The organism is Chitinophaga varians (assembly GCF_014529945.1).
Taxonomy (GTDB): Bacteria; Bacteroidota; Bacteroidia; order Chitinophagales; family Chitinophagaceae; genus Chitinophaga; species Chitinophaga varians.
The window spans coordinates 24,488-42,361 of the sequence record NZ_JACVFB010000006.1; the positions used below are offsets into that span (position 1 = coordinate 24,488).

Annotated in this window: 18 protein-coding genes and 1 tRNA gene; 15 read left to right on the forward strand and 4 right to left on the reverse strand. The window is 46.8% G+C overall.

Translation table 11 applies throughout. From position 1 onward, the window contains the following. Nucleotides 1-3 precede the first annotated feature (3 nt). The 9 genes from ICL55_RS26505 (at nucleotide 4) to ICL55_RS26540 (ending at nucleotide 7,257) form a co-directional block, all read left to right on the forward strand. Nucleotides 4-1,068, forward strand: coding sequence for a M20 family metallo-hydrolase (locus tag ICL55_RS26505; protein WP_188103266.1), 1,065 nt, complete (start codon nucleotides 4-6; stop codon nucleotides 1,066-1,068). A gap of 73 nt (nucleotides 1,069-1,141) precedes the next feature. Beyond that, entirely contained in the window at nucleotides 1,142-2,476 is a 1,335-nt protein-coding gene (gene argH / locus ICL55_RS26510; RefSeq protein ID WP_188103269.1) for an argininosuccinate lyase, read from the forward strand. A gap of 68 nt (nucleotides 2,477-2,544) precedes the next feature. Continuing rightward, nucleotides 2,545-2,898 carry a hypothetical protein gene (locus ICL55_RS26515; protein WP_188103271.1) on the forward strand — a complete coding sequence of 118 codons (354 nt, stop codon included), beginning with the start codon at nucleotides 2,545-2,547 and terminating at the stop codon, nucleotides 2,896-2,898. Nucleotides 2,899-2,950: 52 nt separating this feature from the next. After that, nucleotides 2,951-3,469 (forward strand): hypothetical protein, encoded by a 519-nt coding sequence (locus ICL55_RS35125; protein WP_223151616.1) that lies wholly within the window; start codon nucleotides 2,951-2,953, stop codon nucleotides 3,467-3,469. 37 nt (nucleotides 3,470-3,506) lie between these two features. Further along, nucleotides 3,507-4,304 carry a hypothetical protein gene (locus tag ICL55_RS26520; protein ID WP_188103273.1) on the forward strand — a complete coding sequence of 266 codons (798 nt, stop codon included), beginning with the start codon at nucleotides 3,507-3,509 and terminating at the stop codon, nucleotides 4,302-4,304. A 21-nt stretch (nucleotides 4,305-4,325) separates the two neighbouring features. Beyond that, on the forward strand, nucleotides 4,326-4,913 hold the full coding sequence (locus ICL55_RS26525; RefSeq protein ID WP_188103275.1) for a hypothetical protein: 588 nt from the start codon (nucleotides 4,326-4,328) through the stop codon (nucleotides 4,911-4,913). Between the two features lie 18 nt (nucleotides 4,914-4,931). After that, nucleotides 4,932-5,423 (forward strand): hypothetical protein, encoded by a 492-nt coding sequence (locus tag ICL55_RS26530; protein WP_188103277.1) that lies wholly within the window; start codon nucleotides 4,932-4,934, stop codon nucleotides 5,421-5,423. A gap of 20 nt (nucleotides 5,424-5,443) precedes the next feature. Then, on the forward strand, nucleotides 5,444-6,241 hold the full coding sequence (locus tag ICL55_RS26535; RefSeq protein WP_188103279.1) for a hypothetical protein: 798 nt from the start codon (nucleotides 5,444-5,446) through the stop codon (nucleotides 6,239-6,241). A gap of 74 nt (nucleotides 6,242-6,315) precedes the next feature. After that, nucleotides 6,316-7,257 carry a hypothetical protein gene (locus ICL55_RS26540; protein WP_188103281.1) on the forward strand — a complete coding sequence of 314 codons (942 nt, stop codon included), beginning with the start codon at nucleotides 6,316-6,318 and terminating at the stop codon, nucleotides 7,255-7,257. A 23-nt stretch (nucleotides 7,258-7,280) separates the two neighbouring features. Here ICL55_RS26540 and ICL55_RS26545 read toward each other — a convergent pair whose 3' ends face one another. Beyond that, nucleotides 7,281-7,550 carry a hypothetical protein gene (locus tag ICL55_RS26545; protein ID WP_188103283.1) on the reverse strand — a complete coding sequence of 90 codons (270 nt, stop codon included), beginning with the start codon at nucleotides 7,548-7,550 and terminating at the stop codon, nucleotides 7,281-7,283. Nucleotides 7,551-7,708: 158 nt separating this feature from the next. Here ICL55_RS26545 and ICL55_RS26550 point away from each other — a divergent pair, with 158 nt between their 5' ends. Further along, nucleotides 7,709-8,338 (forward strand): type 2 periplasmic-binding domain-containing protein, encoded by a 630-nt coding sequence (locus tag ICL55_RS26550; protein WP_188103285.1) that lies wholly within the window; start codon nucleotides 7,709-7,711, stop codon nucleotides 8,336-8,338. 80 nt (nucleotides 8,339-8,418) lie between these two features. Here the strand turns inward: ICL55_RS26550 and ICL55_RS26555 are convergent, their stop codons facing one another. Beyond that, nucleotides 8,419-10,794 carry a TonB-dependent receptor gene (locus tag ICL55_RS26555; protein WP_188103288.1) on the reverse strand — a complete coding sequence of 792 codons (2,376 nt, stop codon included), beginning with the start codon at nucleotides 10,792-10,794 and terminating at the stop codon, nucleotides 8,419-8,421. A gap of 316 nt (nucleotides 10,795-11,110) precedes the next feature. Here ICL55_RS26555 and ICL55_RS26560 point away from each other — a divergent pair, with 316 nt between their 5' ends. From ICL55_RS26560 to ICL55_RS26580, 5 genes are all read left to right on the forward strand, one after another. After that, nucleotides 11,111-11,518, forward strand: coding sequence for a single-stranded DNA-binding protein (locus ICL55_RS26560; RefSeq protein WP_188103290.1), 408 nt, complete (start codon nucleotides 11,111-11,113; stop codon nucleotides 11,516-11,518). A gap of 107 nt (nucleotides 11,519-11,625) precedes the next feature. After that, nucleotides 11,626-11,697: transfer RNA gene (locus ICL55_RS26565), tRNA-Met, on the forward strand. A gap of 115 nt (nucleotides 11,698-11,812) precedes the next feature. After that, complete coding sequence (era, locus tag ICL55_RS26570) at nucleotides 11,813-12,682, forward strand: GTPase Era (protein ID WP_188103292.1); 870 nt, start codon at nucleotides 11,813-11,815, stop codon at nucleotides 12,680-12,682. 104 nt (nucleotides 12,683-12,786) lie between these two features. Next, nucleotides 12,787-14,100 carry a ribosome biogenesis GTPase Der gene (gene der / locus ICL55_RS26575; protein WP_188103294.1) on the forward strand — a complete coding sequence of 438 codons (1,314 nt, stop codon included), beginning with the start codon at nucleotides 12,787-12,789 and terminating at the stop codon, nucleotides 14,098-14,100. Between the two features lie 87 nt (nucleotides 14,101-14,187). Next, entirely contained in the window at nucleotides 14,188-14,415 is a 228-nt protein-coding gene (locus ICL55_RS26580) for a hypothetical protein (protein ID WP_188103296.1), read from the forward strand. A 160-nt stretch (nucleotides 14,416-14,575) separates the two neighbouring features. Here the strand turns inward: ICL55_RS26580 and ICL55_RS26585 are convergent, their stop codons facing one another. After that, the gene (locus tag ICL55_RS26585) at nucleotides 14,576-15,448 is read right to left on the reverse strand and encodes a transglutaminase-like domain-containing protein (RefSeq protein WP_188103298.1); all 873 of its coding nucleotides are present in this window, start codon (nucleotides 15,446-15,448) and stop codon (nucleotides 14,576-14,578) included. Between the two features lie 27 nt (nucleotides 15,449-15,475). Beyond that, the gene (gene topA / locus ICL55_RS26590; protein WP_188103300.1) at nucleotides 15,476-17,830 is read right to left on the reverse strand and encodes a type I DNA topoisomerase; all 2,355 of its coding nucleotides are present in this window, start codon (nucleotides 17,828-17,830) and stop codon (nucleotides 15,476-15,478) included. Between the last annotated feature and the right edge of the window lie 44 nt (nucleotides 17,831-17,874).

A 17,874-nucleotide genomic window follows, 5' to 3' on the forward strand; every position in this document is an offset into this window, starting at 1 on the left:
TCTATGTGGAACGAAAAATTATATGACGTGGCTGTGGCGCTGTTAAAACAGCTCATAGCCACGCCTTCTTTAAGCCGGGAGGAAGATGGTACCGCCCAGGTGATCAGTGACTTCCTGACCGCTATGGACATACCACACGAAAGGCACCTCAACAATGTGTGGGCTGTCAATAAACATTTTGACCCTGTCAAACGCAATATCCTGCTCAATTCCCATCATGATACGGTGAAGCCTAATCCGCAGTATACCCGCGACCCTTTCAGTCCGGACGAGGAAGATGGTAAACTGTTTGGTCTGGGCAGTAACGATGCCGGCGGCTGCCTCGTTAGCCTCATCGCCACCTTTCTGCATTTCTATCACCGCACCGACCTGGGCTACAACTTCGTACTGGCGGCTACCGCAGAAGAAGAGATCAGCGGCGCTAACGGTATTGAGAGCATCCTCGACAAACTGCCTGCCATCGATTTTGCAGTAGTAGGAGAGCCTACGCTGACGCAGCTGGCCATCGCTGAAAAAGGGCTGATGGTGCTGGATTGCACGGCTTATGGCAAGGCTGGTCATGCTGCCCGCGAAGAAGGCGAAAACGCCTTATACAAAGCGTTACCGGATATTACCTGGTTCCGTGATTTCCGTTACCCGAAAGTATCCGATACATTAGGGCCGGTGAAAATGAGCGTGACCGTTATCAACACCTCCAACAAGGCGCACAACGTGGTGCCGGCAGATTGCAGCTTCGTGGTGGACGTACGGGCCACCGACCAGTACACGCTGGAAGAACTGCTGGAGATCATCCGGGCGAATGTGCAATGTGAAGTGAAGCCCCGTTCCATGCGGATGCGGCCTTCCTTCATCCCGATGGAGCATCCGTTTGTACAGGCAGGCATCACGCTGGGAAAAACATGGTATGGCTCACCCACCACGTCAGATCAGGCGCTGATACCAGCGACCTCCGTGAAGATGGGGCCTGGTGATTCTGCCCGTTCCCATACGGCAGATGAATTCATCTACCTGGAAGAAATCAGGGCTGGTATCGATAGTTATATCCGTACGCTTGAAATGATCCAGTAATCCCCGCGCACGCAAAGATTTTTATGAGAGCAAAGCGCGCTAAGCTTTTAGTGTTTGCTATAAAATATTTTTTATGAAACTGTGGCAAAAAGACAAGGCATCACTGGATGCCGTAGAGAAATTCACCGTCGGCAAAGACCGTGAAATGGATGCTTTCCTGGCGCCGTTCGATGTGCTGGGCTCTATGGCACACATCACCATGCTGCAAAGCATCGGGCTGCTGGAAGCCGGTGAGCTGACCATCCTGAAGCAGGAGCTGAAGAAGATCTATCAGGCTATCCAGGAGGGTAACTTTGTGCTGGAAGATGGCGTGGAAGATATTCACTCACAAGTAGAATTATTGCTGACCCGTCGCCTCGGCGAAGTAGGCAAGAAGATACACAGCGGCCGTTCCCGTAATGACCAGGTGCTGGTGGACCTGAAGTTGTTCCTCCGCCATGAGTTGGAGACCCTGGTGTCTTCCGTAAAAGCGTTGTTCGACCTGCTGCAACAGAAAAGCGAGCAATATAAAGATCATCTCATTCCTGGCTATACCCACCTGCAGATCGCTATGCCTTCCTCTTTCGGGCTGTGGTTTGGCGCATATGCAGAGAGCCTGGTCGACGACCTCACCATGCTGCAGGGCGCCTACAAAGTGGTGAATAAAAACCCGCTCGGCTCCGCTGCCGGTTACGGTTCTTCGTTCCCCCTTGACCGTGAGATGACCACCCGTTTGCTCGGCTTCGACGCGCTCAATTATAACGTGGTATACGCCCAGATGGGCCGTGGTAAAACCGAAAAGATCGTAGCCTTTGCGCTTTCCGGTATCGCCGCTACCATCGCCAAAATGGCCATGGACGCGTGTTTGTTCATGAACCAGAATTTCGGCTTTATCAGTTTTCCGGATGAACTGACCACCGGTTCCAGTATCATGCCGCATAAAAAGAACCCGGACGTATGGGAACTGATCCGCTCTCATGGCAATAAGTTGCAGGCATTGCCCAACGAAATCGCCATGATGATCACCAACCTGCCTTCCGGTTACCACCGCGATCTGCAGCTGCTGAAAGAGAACCTGTTCCCCGCCTTCCAGACACTGCGTGACTGTATTGATATGAGTCGCCTGATGCTGGAGAATATCCGCATCAAAGAGAACATCCTCGATGACGACAAGTACCAATACCTGTTCAGCGTGGAAGTGGTGAATAACCTGGTGCTGCAAGGCACGCCGTTCCGCGAAGCGTACAAACAAGTAGGGATGGACATCGAGCACGGTACCTTTGCTCCTTCCAAAGAAGTGAAACATACCCATGCCGGCAGCATCGGTAACCTGTGCACAGCGGAGATCGCCGCGCAGATGGACAACGTGATCAAAGGGTTTCCTTTTGAAGCCGTGGACAAGGCAATCGCGCAGTTGCTGGCGAGTTAAATTATCTTGATAGGAAAATAACGGCCCTCTTCGTGATATGCGGAGAGGGTTTTTTATTTTTAGTGAATATGGATAGCTATACCTTTATATCAGCCAATGTTTTTGTAGGCGACCTGTTGATCGGTACGGCTGAATTGTTGCCGGGAGACGTGTCTATGGGTGGGTTATATGGCCTGTTTACCCCCAACGAAAACTACTTTGCCGAAATACAGCCACTGGTACATCGGTTCAATAATGATCGCCAGAGAGACATCGCTGAGTGGATAGGCATTGATTTTCGGGTGCAGCTGCAGGATGGGTATCAACTGCAGCCGGTAGGAGGGTATACTTTTGAAGATGTGCCGGAGTTGCCGGAAGAGCCGATCCGGTTGGAGATCGGTGGTGTTGATACAGCCGTGCTGGAGAAGTATTTTAGGATATGAAGGTCCTGCTGCTCAATTATCGGCAAGGGAGCAATCAACTAAATGTAGTATTATGGACATAACGAGAGATGTTTTGAAAATAATCAACAGATCGAAAACCGGGATGCGCTTAATATATCCTACCATTATCCTGTTGTTTGGCTGCATTGGTCTAAATGCGCAGGTAAAGCCAATTTACTACAGATTTGACAAGGAGGTCCTTGCTGAAATTAATAAATGTATTAGTAAGCTGCCACTGAATGATACGATAAAGCCATATGTCCAGTGGTTCAACACGGGCGATACCACAGAAATTATGCTCACCAAATATTGCGCGTCCTGTACGTCGAGTTCACATACATGGATTGTTCAGAATTCGAATAGATTTGTCAAAATTGCTGATGATAGGGAATTGCCCATTATATTTGGAGAAGACCTCGTTTTCACGGATAAATTAAACCTCGTTGCTGACACAGGGACGCCAAAAGAAAATATCACTACCCAACGATACTTGCTTTCTGGATGGGTAATAAGGTTTGTGGAGAGGAACGGTGTAATGAGGCTGGTGAAGACTTATTATTTTCAAGCATAGCCTCAGTCTTCTGTGTTTTCCCTGATAATTTTGTTGTATGTCTTGTAATTTAACTATAGCAGGAAAGGACTTCGAAATCTCTTCCTTTTTAAGTTCGACAGCGTTGCAGGTTGTAAAAACCGGAACTAAGGGGGAGCCTCGCTCTCCGTTAAGACCGGATGGAGAAAAACTATCGTATTCCTTTCTGACTATCGAAACGAGTAAGGCAGACTTTAGCGATTTCAATACGCAGGTACAGGATACTGTTGCATATTTTCAAACGCACCGTCAACAGCTTTCCCTGATCAAAGAAACCAAAGGAATCGATCAGGTCAGTCTGGACTTTGGGATTGAATCCTCAGAAGCACGGATTTCGCAGCAAATATTCCTGCCGGTTGAGCTAATCGGTTTGGCAGCGGAGTTAGGTATCAGCATTCAGGTCTCCATTTATCGGGGTGAATATTATGAAAAACTAATAGGCCGGAACGAAGTCCTGATGAATTATTTTTCAGAAAAGGTCAATCTGCTTAGTGCAGAAATGTATAAAATAGACATCCATAACTGTACTGAATCGGAAGTGGCTATTGATCTGTATTTTAAATTGCTTTATGCCGATAAACATCACCTGATCCGGATTTCTTTTAAAGAAATTGAGGAGTTTTCTTTTTACCATGGTAAGAAGAACTATTTTTATTATGTGGAGAGATATACGTTCTTCAGGCATAAGGATTACTTTTACCTGTGTTTAGACCCATCTGAAGAAGCGGAGGTGATTTCGGAAGATGACCAGAATTTTGTTTTGGCGAAGGAAGTTGAAGGATATGTGTTACAAGAGAAGGATACTGCCCGTTTATGATAGACGAAACGCCTTATATACATGATTACCGGTTATGTTATTGCAAGAAAGCCAATGTATGATGGTAGCGATGTTATGATCGGGAGAAACTCATTGCTCCGGATAGAAGATAAATATTATCATGGTATCGACAGATTAAGCTGGGTCGATGCCGAAATTCCTGAAAACCTTTTGAGTATATATGCCGATCCTAAAGCTTCGGAACAGGATTTAACTGGTATAAAAGTCCTGAAAAAATATGATGAAGCGATAGCGTTATTGTCGCTGAACGATGAAGTGGCGCTTAAGAATGAAGTGTTGGTGATTGCGTCAGATAAACTAAATCAGATCAAGGGGCCAGGAATGGTGACACAGCAGACCATAAGATGGTTAGGGTATGATGTTGTCCTTCTTGGAGGATGGTCTTTAATAAGGCATGCTATTTTCGAGAACAGGCAGATGAGTCTATTGGAGATGGTGGACCTGAACAGTTTTGGGCTGTTGGATAATGTGGAAGAGGTAGCAGGTTTTCTGAAGGAATATGATAGATTGGCTGATCTGGACAAAGTGGACCCACTTCTTAAAAATAGTAGTTATGGAGTAGATTGTATAAGAGTAGGTGTTTTGTAGCAATAAATATTTCCCCCTATGAAAATTGTTTGTTTAGTAGGCATATTTTCACTCTTGATACTTGTGTCCGGCTGTTACCGTTATGCCCGTAGCACTTTCCTGGAAAAGTATGCAGACGAGGATTTTTCTCCATTCAAAAATATATATATCCTGAACAGAGACTATGACCCTGATAAACACACATCGATATTGTTTGTCTTTGATGAACGGGAGGATGGGCCATATGTGGTGAGGGTTAATAGTACCTTGGGGAAAATTGTAGGCACCAGCACTCATATGATGGATGACGCCCGTAATCCGGATAGCATCCTGAAACAGCAACTGGCATTGAAATTTATGCAGTACCATATATCCGCACTGGATGTGGATAGTGTAGGCAACGTACGTGTTTGGATGAAGCACGAACATCCCGACCTGATAAGAGTTTCCAACGTGATGAACATCCCTGAATACAACAGAAGCGATTATAAGAAAATAAAAGGCAACTGGTACGTTAACACAGAATGGTGAAAGATAATTGTTCCCTGGTTATGAAAATACTTACGATTTGTTTATTATGGATTTTGGCCACCGGCTTTAATCGCCCGGATCCGCCCCATCGCAGGACGTTTAGCCGTTTTCTGGATAGCCTTTGCCAACAGCCGGGAGTGGTGATTAAAAAAACACCGGGGATAGCCAGGAAGGAAAAGATATATCCGCTGCCGGGAGGCGGAAGATGGGACCGGATCCGCGATTTGGGATTGGTACGGCAATATTATCAACACGTGGCAACTAAAGAAAATCCTTTTTGGTGGCCACGGTACAGCTTACTGATGCTGGGGACCAAACTCTTTGCAACAGATACTTTCGCTCACTGGCAGGAGTTTCGCTATGTGAAAGCAGGAAAGATGGTATATGGTCAGTCTTCATTTGTTGCACTGAGCGCCGGCCCTCCTGATGATTGTAATGGCGTTGCCTGTAGAACAAATTCCTATCCCGTTATAGGTATGTATAAGTCGGATACCAGCATTTATACCTTTGTCAACGTAGACGATGTTGCCGGGCTTAACTACGGAGATTTTAATCATGATGGATACCTGGATTTTCTGGACATAGAGAGTTTGTTTTTTAATGAAGATGCGGAAATGCTGAGCAGACATAATAAGAAATTCGATCGACATTCCTGTGAAAGAGGAGTGTGCTATAAAATAATGGCTGTCACTTATCGGAAAGGAAAGTGGGAGCGGCTGAAAGATAGACAAGGGAGGGAGTATGCGATCTGGCTTACGCTGGACGACGTATTAAATCCTGATGCTACCTTTAAACTGTTGATGTCTCGCTGGATGTAGTCTGCGATGATCCTGCGGGTGACGAGGGCCATAAGTGACCTCTGATAATAAAATCCCTACATGAAAATTGGAATATGCTTAGAATATTAATAATTATAGCCCTCTCCGGTTTGGTTGGTACTACCGCCAAAGCAGATTGGGTTCTTTCTGTATCTGCCAGTGGAAAATTTATCGTGATTAATTCTCAAGAAGGGAAGAAGGTATTGATGAATTCTCTTCAAAAGAAAGTTTTGTGCGAATTAGATAGTTTGTTTGAGCCAGTAAGCTGGATAAAGGATTCTGTTCTCATTCTTCAGGAAGAAAAAGAGATGCGGGCGATTTACCGCTCTTATAATATCAATACAGGAGAATACAAGGTGCTGGATTCCATTGCGAAGAAGGATTGGGATTTGATGGGAAGCGTGTGTTATGGTAGTTGTCCACTTCACATTGAATCGTGGGAACAGTTTTTTATCGTTTTTTATCGGGATAATAAATTATATAGATATTCTTTCAAAGAACAGAAAGCGACGTGTATATATGAGCTTGCATTGGCCTCAGAAGAAGACATAGACAATATATCGGTTAACTACGATGGTACACAGCTTGTTGTCAGTCTGGCGGGTAAAACAACAGGGAGACATTTGATTATATATCCCGACAAACAACGGTCCTGCGTATTGAATAAATTTAAAACCTTCGGGAGTTCGGGTAGTCAGTGTTATTTTGTGAATGCTGATAATATCGTACTGTTCAACGTGGCAGAAAAAAATGATGTCAGAAAAACGGTGGTGGAAGTGTTCAATACAAAACGTTGTGTGAAGAAGAAGTTGACCACGGTAGAACATTTAACCCTGGTAAACCCTTATGCGTTGCCACTTCAGCATGAAATCGCCATTAATGCGCTGGCTCCGCCGTCTTACAGCGTTGATCTTTCAAAGGAGCCTCAGGGGTGGATTAGACTGTTGGACGATTATTTTTCATCTATGCATACAGTTGCATTTAAGTATCATTTTGATCGTGTTAAGCCTGATTAATACCTATGTATAAGATAGTTTCTTTATTGATAATATGCTTCTTTGTAAGCAGCTGCAAGTATAATACCGAAATTATTAGTAGTGAGAATGTCAGCGATATGTTCATTACGAATAACGATACAGCAGATAGCAGTTGTGTTAAACAGCACCATATTTCGGATGAAGGGGCTATTAAGAGCATAATCAGCGAGCTGAATAATTGCAGGCAAGAAGCCCTGATTTTTTATCCAACACATATCCTGCTTATAAAATATAGCAATAATAAAGTAATCAATATCAGCGGTAATGGCCATGGGCTATTAGATAACGAGGGTAGGACGTATAGAATGAAGAAGACAATAGAAGAGATTCTGAAATAATACCTTATAAAACATACCTTCCTGTATAATTGGATGTCAAAGAAACCTCAATGGATACGGGAGAAATCTAGAACTTAAAAAGTTTGTATAACATGAAAATACTTGTGTTAGCCGTAATTGTAATGTCATTATCAATACGGGGAAGTAGTCAAATGTTGAATAAGGTGGTCCCTACCGCGGATGATAAGCGAAATGGTGTGGTACTTAAATTCGGCTACTCTGCAACAGATAGTCATGGTGTTATTTGGCTGATACTTAAAAAAGACAGCAGTTATTTCTACAGTTTAAATACTGCCGGGCTCTATAAAGTTAGTGAAGGTAAATGGAGTATCTACAAAGATGTATTAACATTGGAAAGTACGCTTCAGATGGATAATATTCCTGCTAAAATAAGCTATGACCAGAGTGGCACGTTTGCTGATAGTTTTAATGTGGCTATTGTGAAAAATATAAAGAATGAGTTGCTGACAGACGCGTTTGTATTAATTAATAGTGACTCAATAAAGTGTCTGCCGATGATAGGAGATTGCAACGGGTCATTTGAAAGGATAAATAAAGTGAAAATTCTTTTTGAAAATGGTATGTCATCAAAGTGGATGATGGTTAAAGAGGGGGCAGGAAAGATACAACTAACGGTATTAACTGACACTTTCATTGGAAATTACCATGTCATGCATCATCAAAAATTCAAAGTAAGTAGGGATCGTTTAATTTATCAGTAAATAATACTTCACTCATCATGGGGAAATAAAAAGCCAGCTTGTTTTACAAGCTGGCTTTTTATCTTTATAAAGACTTCCGGTTAAAACCCTACATTCACCCCCACAAAGAAGTTAAACCCTGCCATAGGATAATAGTAATTATCATACACCACTTTGTTCTGCTTCAGATCGTAGCTGCTATAGGTACTTCCGTTCGGTTCGTACTTCGCGTCAAAGATGTTGTTCAGCAGCAGCTGTACGCCTAACTCCCGGAATAACGGCTGCGGCACTACGTAGTTAAACCGCAGGTTGTTCACATAGTATGGGTTCAGACTGGCCACTTTGCTGGAGGTGTTGTCCATATACTGACGGCTCACATACTTGCCAATGAGGTCGACCGTCAGTCCTTTCAGCGGACGGGCTGTCAGCGTATAGCCGCCTACGAAAGAAGGGGAGAAGGAGATATCCGTTTTGTTGTAGGTTTGGGTATGGGCTACGTAGTTGCTATCGTAGGAGACGGCGTTGTAGTCCAGTACTTTATTCTGGCTGAAGGCGGCGTTGGCGCCAACAGTGAAGATGTCGTTCAGTTTTACGTTGCCACTCACCTCTACGCCTGCACGATAGCTTTTAGGGATGTTGGTGCGTACGTAAGCGCCTACATCGGTGAGCATACCGGTTTGCACCAGCTGGTTTTTGTAGTTCATGTAGTACACGTTGGCCTGGAGGGACACGGTATTGTTGCTCCAGGAGTAGCCGGCTTCCACGTCGCGGAGTATTTCCGGTTTGGGCTGGGCTACGCCGTAGTTGGATTCGAAGTCCACGCGGTTAGGCTCTTTGTGCGCGATGGCGATGGAGGCGAACACGCGACTGAGCGGCGTGAGATAATAAGATATGCCCACTTTGGGGTTGAAGAAGTTGTACTTCACATGTGGCATGTAGGTAGGGGCGGCTTCGAAGCCGTCCATGTTATAGGCGATGTTGCGGTATTGCAGCTCGGCGAATGCACGCAGCGCTTCGGTGATTTTGTATTCTCCTTTCCAGTAGATGTTGAAATCGTTTTTGTCGGCGGGGTAGCGATAGTATTCGTGGTCTTTATCGATACCGGCTTTCGCCCAGATCACTTTGCCGTAGTGGTCGCCGGTGTAGCGGTTCCAGCCGCCGCCGAGGCTCCAGTTGAATTTGTTGCCGGTGCGGTTTATGGAGAATACGCTGCCGTAGAAGTAGTTGTCGAGCCATAGTTGTTGCACGAGGTCGGTGGTATCTAAGATAGCGCCGTTGTGTTCGTACGGAGGCAGACCATAATCCGCGAGGGCTTTATTGGCTTTATAGTTTTCATAGTAGCCGCGGCCGCGGGTGAGGTGGAGGGCTACGTTGAAATTAAGGCTGGAATTGATTTCCTGGTTGAGGAACAGCTGGTAGTGGTCCTGTTGGTAGTTATCAGTTTCGTTGTCGTATGGGGTGCCGGGCTTCTTTGTGCCGGCGGAGTTATAAGTCCTGTCGATGCCCAGCAGTGCTTCCGGCACGCCGTTCCAGGCCTGGTATGTTTTTTCTTTACCGGAGAAGATGTTGAGGCGTACAGCTGTTTTTTTAGAGATGTAGGCCGCGGAGGTATAGAAGGAGCGCAGATCGGAGGTAGCGCGGTCTATATATCCGTCGGAGCTGATTTTAGAGAGGCGTGCGTCGATGGTGAAGTGGTCGTTGATGAGGCCGGAACCTGCTTTGACCGTGTTTTTCCAGCTGTTGAACGAGCCGAAGCTGCTGCTGATTTCACCGTAGGCTTTTTCGCGGTATTCGTTGGTGCTGAGGTTGAGCGTGGCGCCGAAAGCGGCTGCGCCGTTGGTGGACGTGCCTACGCCACGTTGCAGTTCGATGCTGCTGACGGAAGAGGCGAAGTCGGGCATGTTCACGAAGAAGGTGCCTTGTGATTCCGCGTCGTTGATGGGAATACCGTTGACCGTAACATTGATGCGGGTGATATCGGAGCCGCGTACGCGCATGCCTGTATAGCCGATACCGGCACCGGCGTCTGAGTTAGTGACAACGCCGGGCTGCTGATCGAGCAGCTGTGGCAGGTCCTGGCCGAGATTGCCTTTTTTGATGTCGGCGGCGGTGAGCGTACTGTTGACGAACGGCGCGTTTTTACCGGCGCGGAGACTGCTGATCTCCACTGGTTTCACGAGCAGACCGGTTTCTTCGAGCACGATGTCTGTCACCTGTGTGCTGTTGGTGGACTGGACCGTTGTGGTGTACGATTTATAGCCTATATAGCTGGCCTGTAGCGTATAATTTCCTTTTTTAGGGAGATGAATAGAGAAGTGTCCCTGCCGGTCTGTTAAGGCGCCGGTTTGATTCACAGATATGGTAACGCCTTCCAGCGGCTTACCGTTGGTTTTGCTGGTAACGGTACCAGTAACCAGGGATTGTGCGTGTAAAGTGCCTGCCATAGAGAGCAGCACCAGCAACATCAGCTGTTTCATTTCTAGTATGTCTGTTTTCTGTTTTTCAATTTCCTAACCAGCATTACCTGGTCCAGGTTCTGTGGGTGTGATCTCAGCCTGAAAAGTAAGGCACCCCATAAATCGCGAAGGAACGGTTGACATCCTTGCGAAGACACAAAGGTAGCACAAAAAAACATCTTTTGTGCCTTTGCTTTCCTGGTGCGCTTTGCGTGACAGAAAAAATACTTTGGTTTCTTCGCCCCCTTACGTATTCTTTGCGTGAAAATGCTTAATTTCCTTTTACGCTTCTCTCAATCATCTTGTATTTAATTTTTAACCATTAAATCTTTATGAGATGATGAAACTTCAGTTTATCGGTCATCTGGGCCGGGATGTTGTCAGGAAAGAAGTGAACGGCCAGGTAGTGCTCAATTTTCCGGTGGCCGTGAATGAGCGTTTCCGTAACCGTGACGGGATACTGGAAGAACGTACCACCTGGGTGGACTGCTCTTTGTGGAACCGCGAAGTGATGGCAGCGCACCTGCATCAGGGAACACTGGTGTATGTGGAGGGCGGCTTCAGGGTAGAAGGGTACATTACCAAGGCCGACCAGCCCGCGGCAGCCGTCAGGCTTCGGGTATACCACCTGCAGCTGCTCAGCCGTAAGGACGATGAAAGACGCCGTCCCGCTCCCGTAGAAGTCCCTGCCGTTCCGGAACAGGAGCTGGTAGAAGAACAACCCGCCGATGACCTGCCCTTCTAAAAAACATGCATTCCAATATGAAAGCCAACCAGTTATGGTTGGCTTTTTCAATTTCTTTGAAAAAAGTTTTGGTGCGAATGAAATTAATACTATCTTTGCACCCTCATTGCGAGGTAGAGCAGAGGTAGCTCGTCGGGCTCATAACCCGAAGGTCAGTGGTTCGAATCCGCTCCTCGCTACAAAAAAAGCGCATCAGCGCTGGTAAAGAGACCAAAAAGAGCCGAAGAAATTCGGCTTTTTTTATTTCCGTAAGTTTGAGTAGAGAAAAAGCAGCACAGCCTTTATTAGATCGTCATGCACAAAGCAGGTTTTGTAAACATATTCGGTAAGCCCAACGCGGGGAAAAGTACCTTGCTCAACGCCATCATCGGCGAAAAGCTCGCTATTATATCCCCTAAAGTGCAAACCACCAGACACCGCATCACCGGTGTCATCACCGAGCCCGGTTATCAGATCGTATTCTCGGACACACCGGGTATCATCGACCCGAAATACAAACTGCACGAGAAAATGATGGGTGCGGTGAAATCCGCGCTGGAAGATGCAGACGTAGCTTTGCTGATCATGGACGCGAAAGACTCGCTGGAAGAGAACCTTGAACTGTTCGACTCCCTGCGGCTCAAAGTACCGGCCATCCTCATCCTCAACAAAATGGACAACCTCTCCAAAGAGGATATGGACACCCTCGTGGAGAAAGCCAAAGCATGGGGCAAAGCGAAAGTGATCGTACCTATCTCTGCCAGACAGAAGAAAGGTATCAAAGAACTGATGCAGGAAATAGTAGCGCTGCTGCCCGAAGGCAACGCCTTCTATCCGGACGATACCCTCACGGACAAGTCTACACGTTTTCTCGTGGCAGAGATGATCCGGGAGAAAATCTTCCAGCTGTTTGAAGAAGAGATCCCTTATCATACTACGGTGATCGTTACACAGTACCAGGAAAAGGAAACACTGACGAAAATAACAGCGGAGATCATCGTTACCCGCGAAACACAGAAAGGCATCATCCTCGGAGAGAAAGGCAAATCCATCCGTGAGCTGGGCACCCTGGCCAGACAGGACATCGAGAAATTCATCGAACGCAAAGTATTCCTCGAACTGTTTGTGAAAGTACGCGGCAAATGGAGGGATAATGACTTGTACCTGAAAGAATATGGATATTAAATTACGAATTACGGATTATGAATTACGAATTAGGAAGTAATTCGTCGTCTGTAACTCGTAATGAAGCTCGTAATTCGTAATTCGTAATTCGTAATTAATTTAAAATGGCTGGATTTACAGTAGCTATAGTGGGCCGCCCGAATGTGGGCAAATCAACGTTGTTCAACCGTTTGCTGGAACAGCGCCGCGCTATCGTGGACGATCAGAGCGGTGTTACCCGCGATCGTCAGTACGGTATCGCCGACTGGAACGGCAAATCTTTCAACGTGATCGATACAGGTGGGTTTGTGACCAATAGCGATGATGTTTTTGAGCGGGAAATCCGCAAACAGGCGAAAGTGGCCATGGATGAGGCTAACGTACTCATCTTCATGACCGATGTGACAACCGGCATCACCGACCTCGATACTGATGTGGCCAACCTGCTGCGCCGTACTTCCAAACCAGTATACCTGGTGGTGAATAAAGTAGATAACGCCCAGCGTCAGCTGGAAGCGAACGAATTCTACAGCCTCGGCTTCGATAACACTTATTTCCTCTCTTCCATGAGCGGCAGCGGCACCGGCGAACTGCTGGACGCCGTAGTGTCCCATATCACCGATGATATGGACGACCCGAACCTGGAAGCTGATGTGCCGAAAATCGCCATCATCGGCCAACCGAATGTGGGTAAGTCTTCCCTGCTCAACGCGCTCGTAGGGGCCGACCGTAACATCGTTTCCGATATCGCCGGCACTACCCGCGATACGATTCATACCCGGTACAATATGTACCAGAAAGACTTTATCCTGATCGATACTGCCGGTATCCGCCGCAAACAGAAGGTGAATGAAGATCTGGAGTTCTACTCCGTGATCCGCGCCATCAAAGCGGTAGATGAGGCCGATGTGGTCATGCTGCTGCTGGATGCTGAAAAAGGTATCACCGCGCAGGACCTCAGCATCTTCAGCCTCGCTGCCCGCAAGGGTAAAGGCGTAGTGGTGCTGGTCAACAAATGGGACCTGGTGGAAAAAAGCACCAACACGGCACGCGATTACGAAAAGGAACTGAAGAACCGCCTGGCGCCATTCTCTGATGTGCCCATCATCTTCACTTCCGTAGTGGAAAAGCAGCGTATCTTCAAAGCCATCGAAACAGCGCTGGAAGTATACGAAAACCGCCTGCGCAGAGTACAGACGGCCCGCCTCAATGAGGTGATGCTGAAAGCAATTGAAGCGTACCACCCGCCGGTAGTAAGAGGGGTGCCTATCCGTATTAAATATGTAACGCAGCTGCCTACACACACACCAGCGTTCGCGTTCTTCTGTAACCTGCCTGATGATGTGAAGACGCCGTACAGGAACTATCTGGAAAACCAGCTCCGTACCAACTTCAACTTCAGCGGGGTGCCCGTGAAGATCTTTTTCCGGAAAAAATAGCCGAAAAAAAAGGGAATGAATAGATTTTGTATTCTGAAATTATTCAATACCTTTGCCGCGGTTTTAAAAAAATAAAACAAACTGAAAATGAAAAAAGTATTTGTATTTGCAATCGCAGCTGGTATGTTCTTCGTAGCTTGTAACGGTGGTAGCACTCCTGCTGCTGACTCTACTGCTACTACTGTAGACACAATGAACGCTGCTCCTGTAGCTCCTGCTGCTGATTCTGCTGCTGTAGTAGCTCCTGCTGCTGACTCTGCTGCTGCTCACGCTCCTGCTGCTGATTCTGCTGCTGCTGCAACTCCTGCTAAGTAAGCGAATATTATTGCTAATAATATCAATTCTTGCAAGAATAGAAAAGCCGGTCACGAATGTGACCGGCTTTTCTATTTGGATATTTTTTTATTTAATCATTTAATTAAATCGCTACGGTCTTAATAGCTAAATAAAAAAATGACTAAATGAACAAATGATGTTATTCTTCGAGCAGCGATGCCAGGTTGCTCAGCTCATCCTGACGATAAGCGTCTTTATCATCCCGGAAACATTTCGCTAATTCTTCCAGCAGAAACTGAATGATGCGTTTGTTGGACTGAGGTTTGAAATAGGAAGGAACAGATGGTACGGAAACCCTTTTCAGGTAAGTATCCACATCCTGTTGGGTGTAGATCTGGCCCTGGATGGGATCTATGAAGAACAGGATGCGCTGGTCGTCCGGCTCTACAGGTTCATCAAAATCGATGAAAGTATCAAAATAAGCGAGGATAAACTGCCGCGGGATATTAACCGCATATACCGGCAGGTCCAGCATGGCGCACAGGCTCTGATAGATGATACCGTTGGTAACGGGATTCCCTTTTTTGGATTCTATCACCTGATTGATGAAAAACTGATTTTTCCGCTGATAGGACACTTCTTCCCCTTTTAGTCCGAAGTAATTATAGATCATGCTGTTGAGCACATTGATCTTTTCCAGCGGCGTCAGGTAGTTATTCAGCTCCAGCCAGATATTACGTTTAATACGTTCTATTTCGTTGAGCACCTGAGAAGGTACGAGATCGGGGAACTGGTAGCGGGCCACCAGAATGGCGCCCTGCATGAGGTCCTGTAGCTCCGATAAACTCCATGCACGCAAAGCTGCCTGCAGGTCCTGATAATGGACCCGATGGATCAGCAGCTCTATCCTTTCCTGTATGGATTCATCCACGGTATTCTCCCATAAATTCTCCAGATTGGGAATGATCTCCTTGCCGTACAGCAGAATTTTGCTGGCAACGGTGTCGAATACTTCCTGGTCCGGATCATCCAGCAGGTGGAACAATGCGTTTATTTCCTTGTTTTCGTGCATACGCAGTGTAATATGCCCGGTTACGGGTTATTCAGCTTTCTTCTTCCGTGGCGGCGCTTTTTTCTTAGGCGGATTGGCTTTGGCCTCTTCGATAATGGCTTTGGCTTCTTCCACGGTCAGGTCCGCAGCGGTGTCAATTTTCTCTTTCGGTATCTTGAAGTTCTTCAGGCCCTGTTTGATGTAGGGGCCGTAAGGACCTTTCAGTATCTGGATCTTTTCCTTCTCAAATATTTTGATGGTCCGTTCGTCTTTGGCAGCTCTTTTTTCCACGATGAGCGGCGCTACTTCGTCCAGTTCCACGGTGTAAGGGTCCATTTCCTTTTTGAGGGAGTAGAACTTCTTGTCGTGTTGTGCATATGGACCGAAGCGGCCGATGTTGATGATCACATCTGAATCTTCGAACTGTCCAAGGTTGCGGGGCAGACGGAACAGCTCCATCGCTTCTTCGAGGGAGATGGTTTCGATGCTCTGGGTAGCTTTCAGTTTGGCGAAGCGGGGTTTTTCCTCGTCTTCCACCTTACCGATCTGGATCATCGGGCCATAGCGTCCCATGCGGGCCACGATGGGTTTGCCGGTAGATTCTTCGATGCCCAGCTGGCGTTCACCTTTTACGCGTTCAGCGTTTTCCAGCGTGTTTTCCACATCTTTATGGAAAGGCTTGTAAAACTCTTTCAGCATTTTGTTCCACACCTTCTTGCCATGGGCGATTTCGTCGAACTCTTCTTCAATTTTAGCGGTGAAACCGTAGTCCATCACGGAATTGAAGTATTGGTTGAGGAAGTCGGTCACGATCATGCCGAGGTCGGTAGGGAACAGTTTGGATTTTTCGGCGCCGGTGTTTTCACTTTCGGTCTGTTGGCTGATTTTATCTGCTTTCAGTACCAGAATGCGGAATTCTCTTTTGATGCCTTCCTTGTCTCTTTTTTCCACATATCCTCTTTTCTGGATGGTGGTGATGGTGGGAGCGTAGGTAGACGGGCGGCCGATTCCCAGTTCTTCCAGTTTTTTTACGAGGCTGGCCTCTGTATAGCGTGGCGCAGGGCGGGAGAATCTTTCGGTGGCCTTCATTTCTCTGAGGTCCAGCGTTTGTTTCACGGCCAGTGGCGGCAGTGACCCTTCCTGTGCATCGTCTTCGTTGATATCTTCATCGTCATGGCTTTCCATATATACTTTCAGGAAGCCGTCAAATTTCAATACTTCACCGCTGGCGGTCAGTTCTTCGTTGTTGGTGGAGATATTGATTTTAGCGATGGTTTTTTCCAGTTCAGCGTCAGCCATCTGGCTGGCGATGGTACGTTTCCAGATCAGTTCATACAGTTTGCGGGTATCGCTGTCGTCTACAGTGGAGTTTTCCATGTAGGTAGGGCGGATCGCTTCGTGCGCTTCCTGAGCGGATTCGTTTTTGTTTTTGAATTTGCGGAACTGATGGTAGCGATCGCCGAAGCTGGTTTTAATCGCTTTTTCGATTTCCGTTACCGCTGTGTCAGACAGGTTCACGGAGTCAGTACGCATATAGGTGATAAAACCGCCTTCATACAGCTTCTGGGCCAGCAGCATAGTTTTAGACACGCTGTATCCCAGTTTGCGGCTGGCTTCCTGTTGCAGGGTGGAAGTGGTGAAGGGGGCGGCAGGTGACTTTTTGCCGGGTTTTACCTGTATATCTTTAACGGAATAGACCGCAGCGACACATTCCTTCAGGAACTTCTCTGCATCTTCCGCTGTTTTAAATTTATTGGGGCCTTCGGCCTTAAAGGAGATGTTTTTACCGTTGATGTCTTTACCGGTGAACCATGCCTCTACCTTGAAAGTGCTTACGGCAGTGAAACCGTTGATTTCTCTTTCTCTTTCCACGATCAGGCGTACCGCTACAGACTGCACACGGCCGGCAGAAAGGGAGTTACGCATGCTCATTTTGCGCCATAATACAGGAGAAAGCTCAAAACCCACGATCCTGTCGAGGATACGGCGGGCCTGTTGTGCATTTACGCGGTCCATGTCCAGCTTGCGCGGGTGCTGTACAGCGTTTTCGATGGCCGGTTTGGTGATCTCGTGGAATACGATACGTTTAGTTTCTTTCGGATCGAGGCCCAATACCTCGCACAAATGCCATGAAATGGCTTCCCCTTCACGGTCCTCATCCGTTGCCAGCCAAACCTCATCGGTTTCCTTCGCCAGCTTCTTGAGATCTTTCACCACCTTCTCTTTGTCTTCCGGTATTACATACTTAGGCTTGAAGTTATTTTCGATGTCTATACCCATGTCGTCCTTCTCCAGGTCACGGATGTGCCCGAAGCAGGATTTGACTTCAAAGTCCTTGCCCAGAATTTTTTCAATGGTCTTGGCCTTTGCCGGGGACTCTACTATAACTAAATTTTTTGCCATGTATGCTTCTTTAATATGCTGCTAAATACGTAAAAAATCGTAAA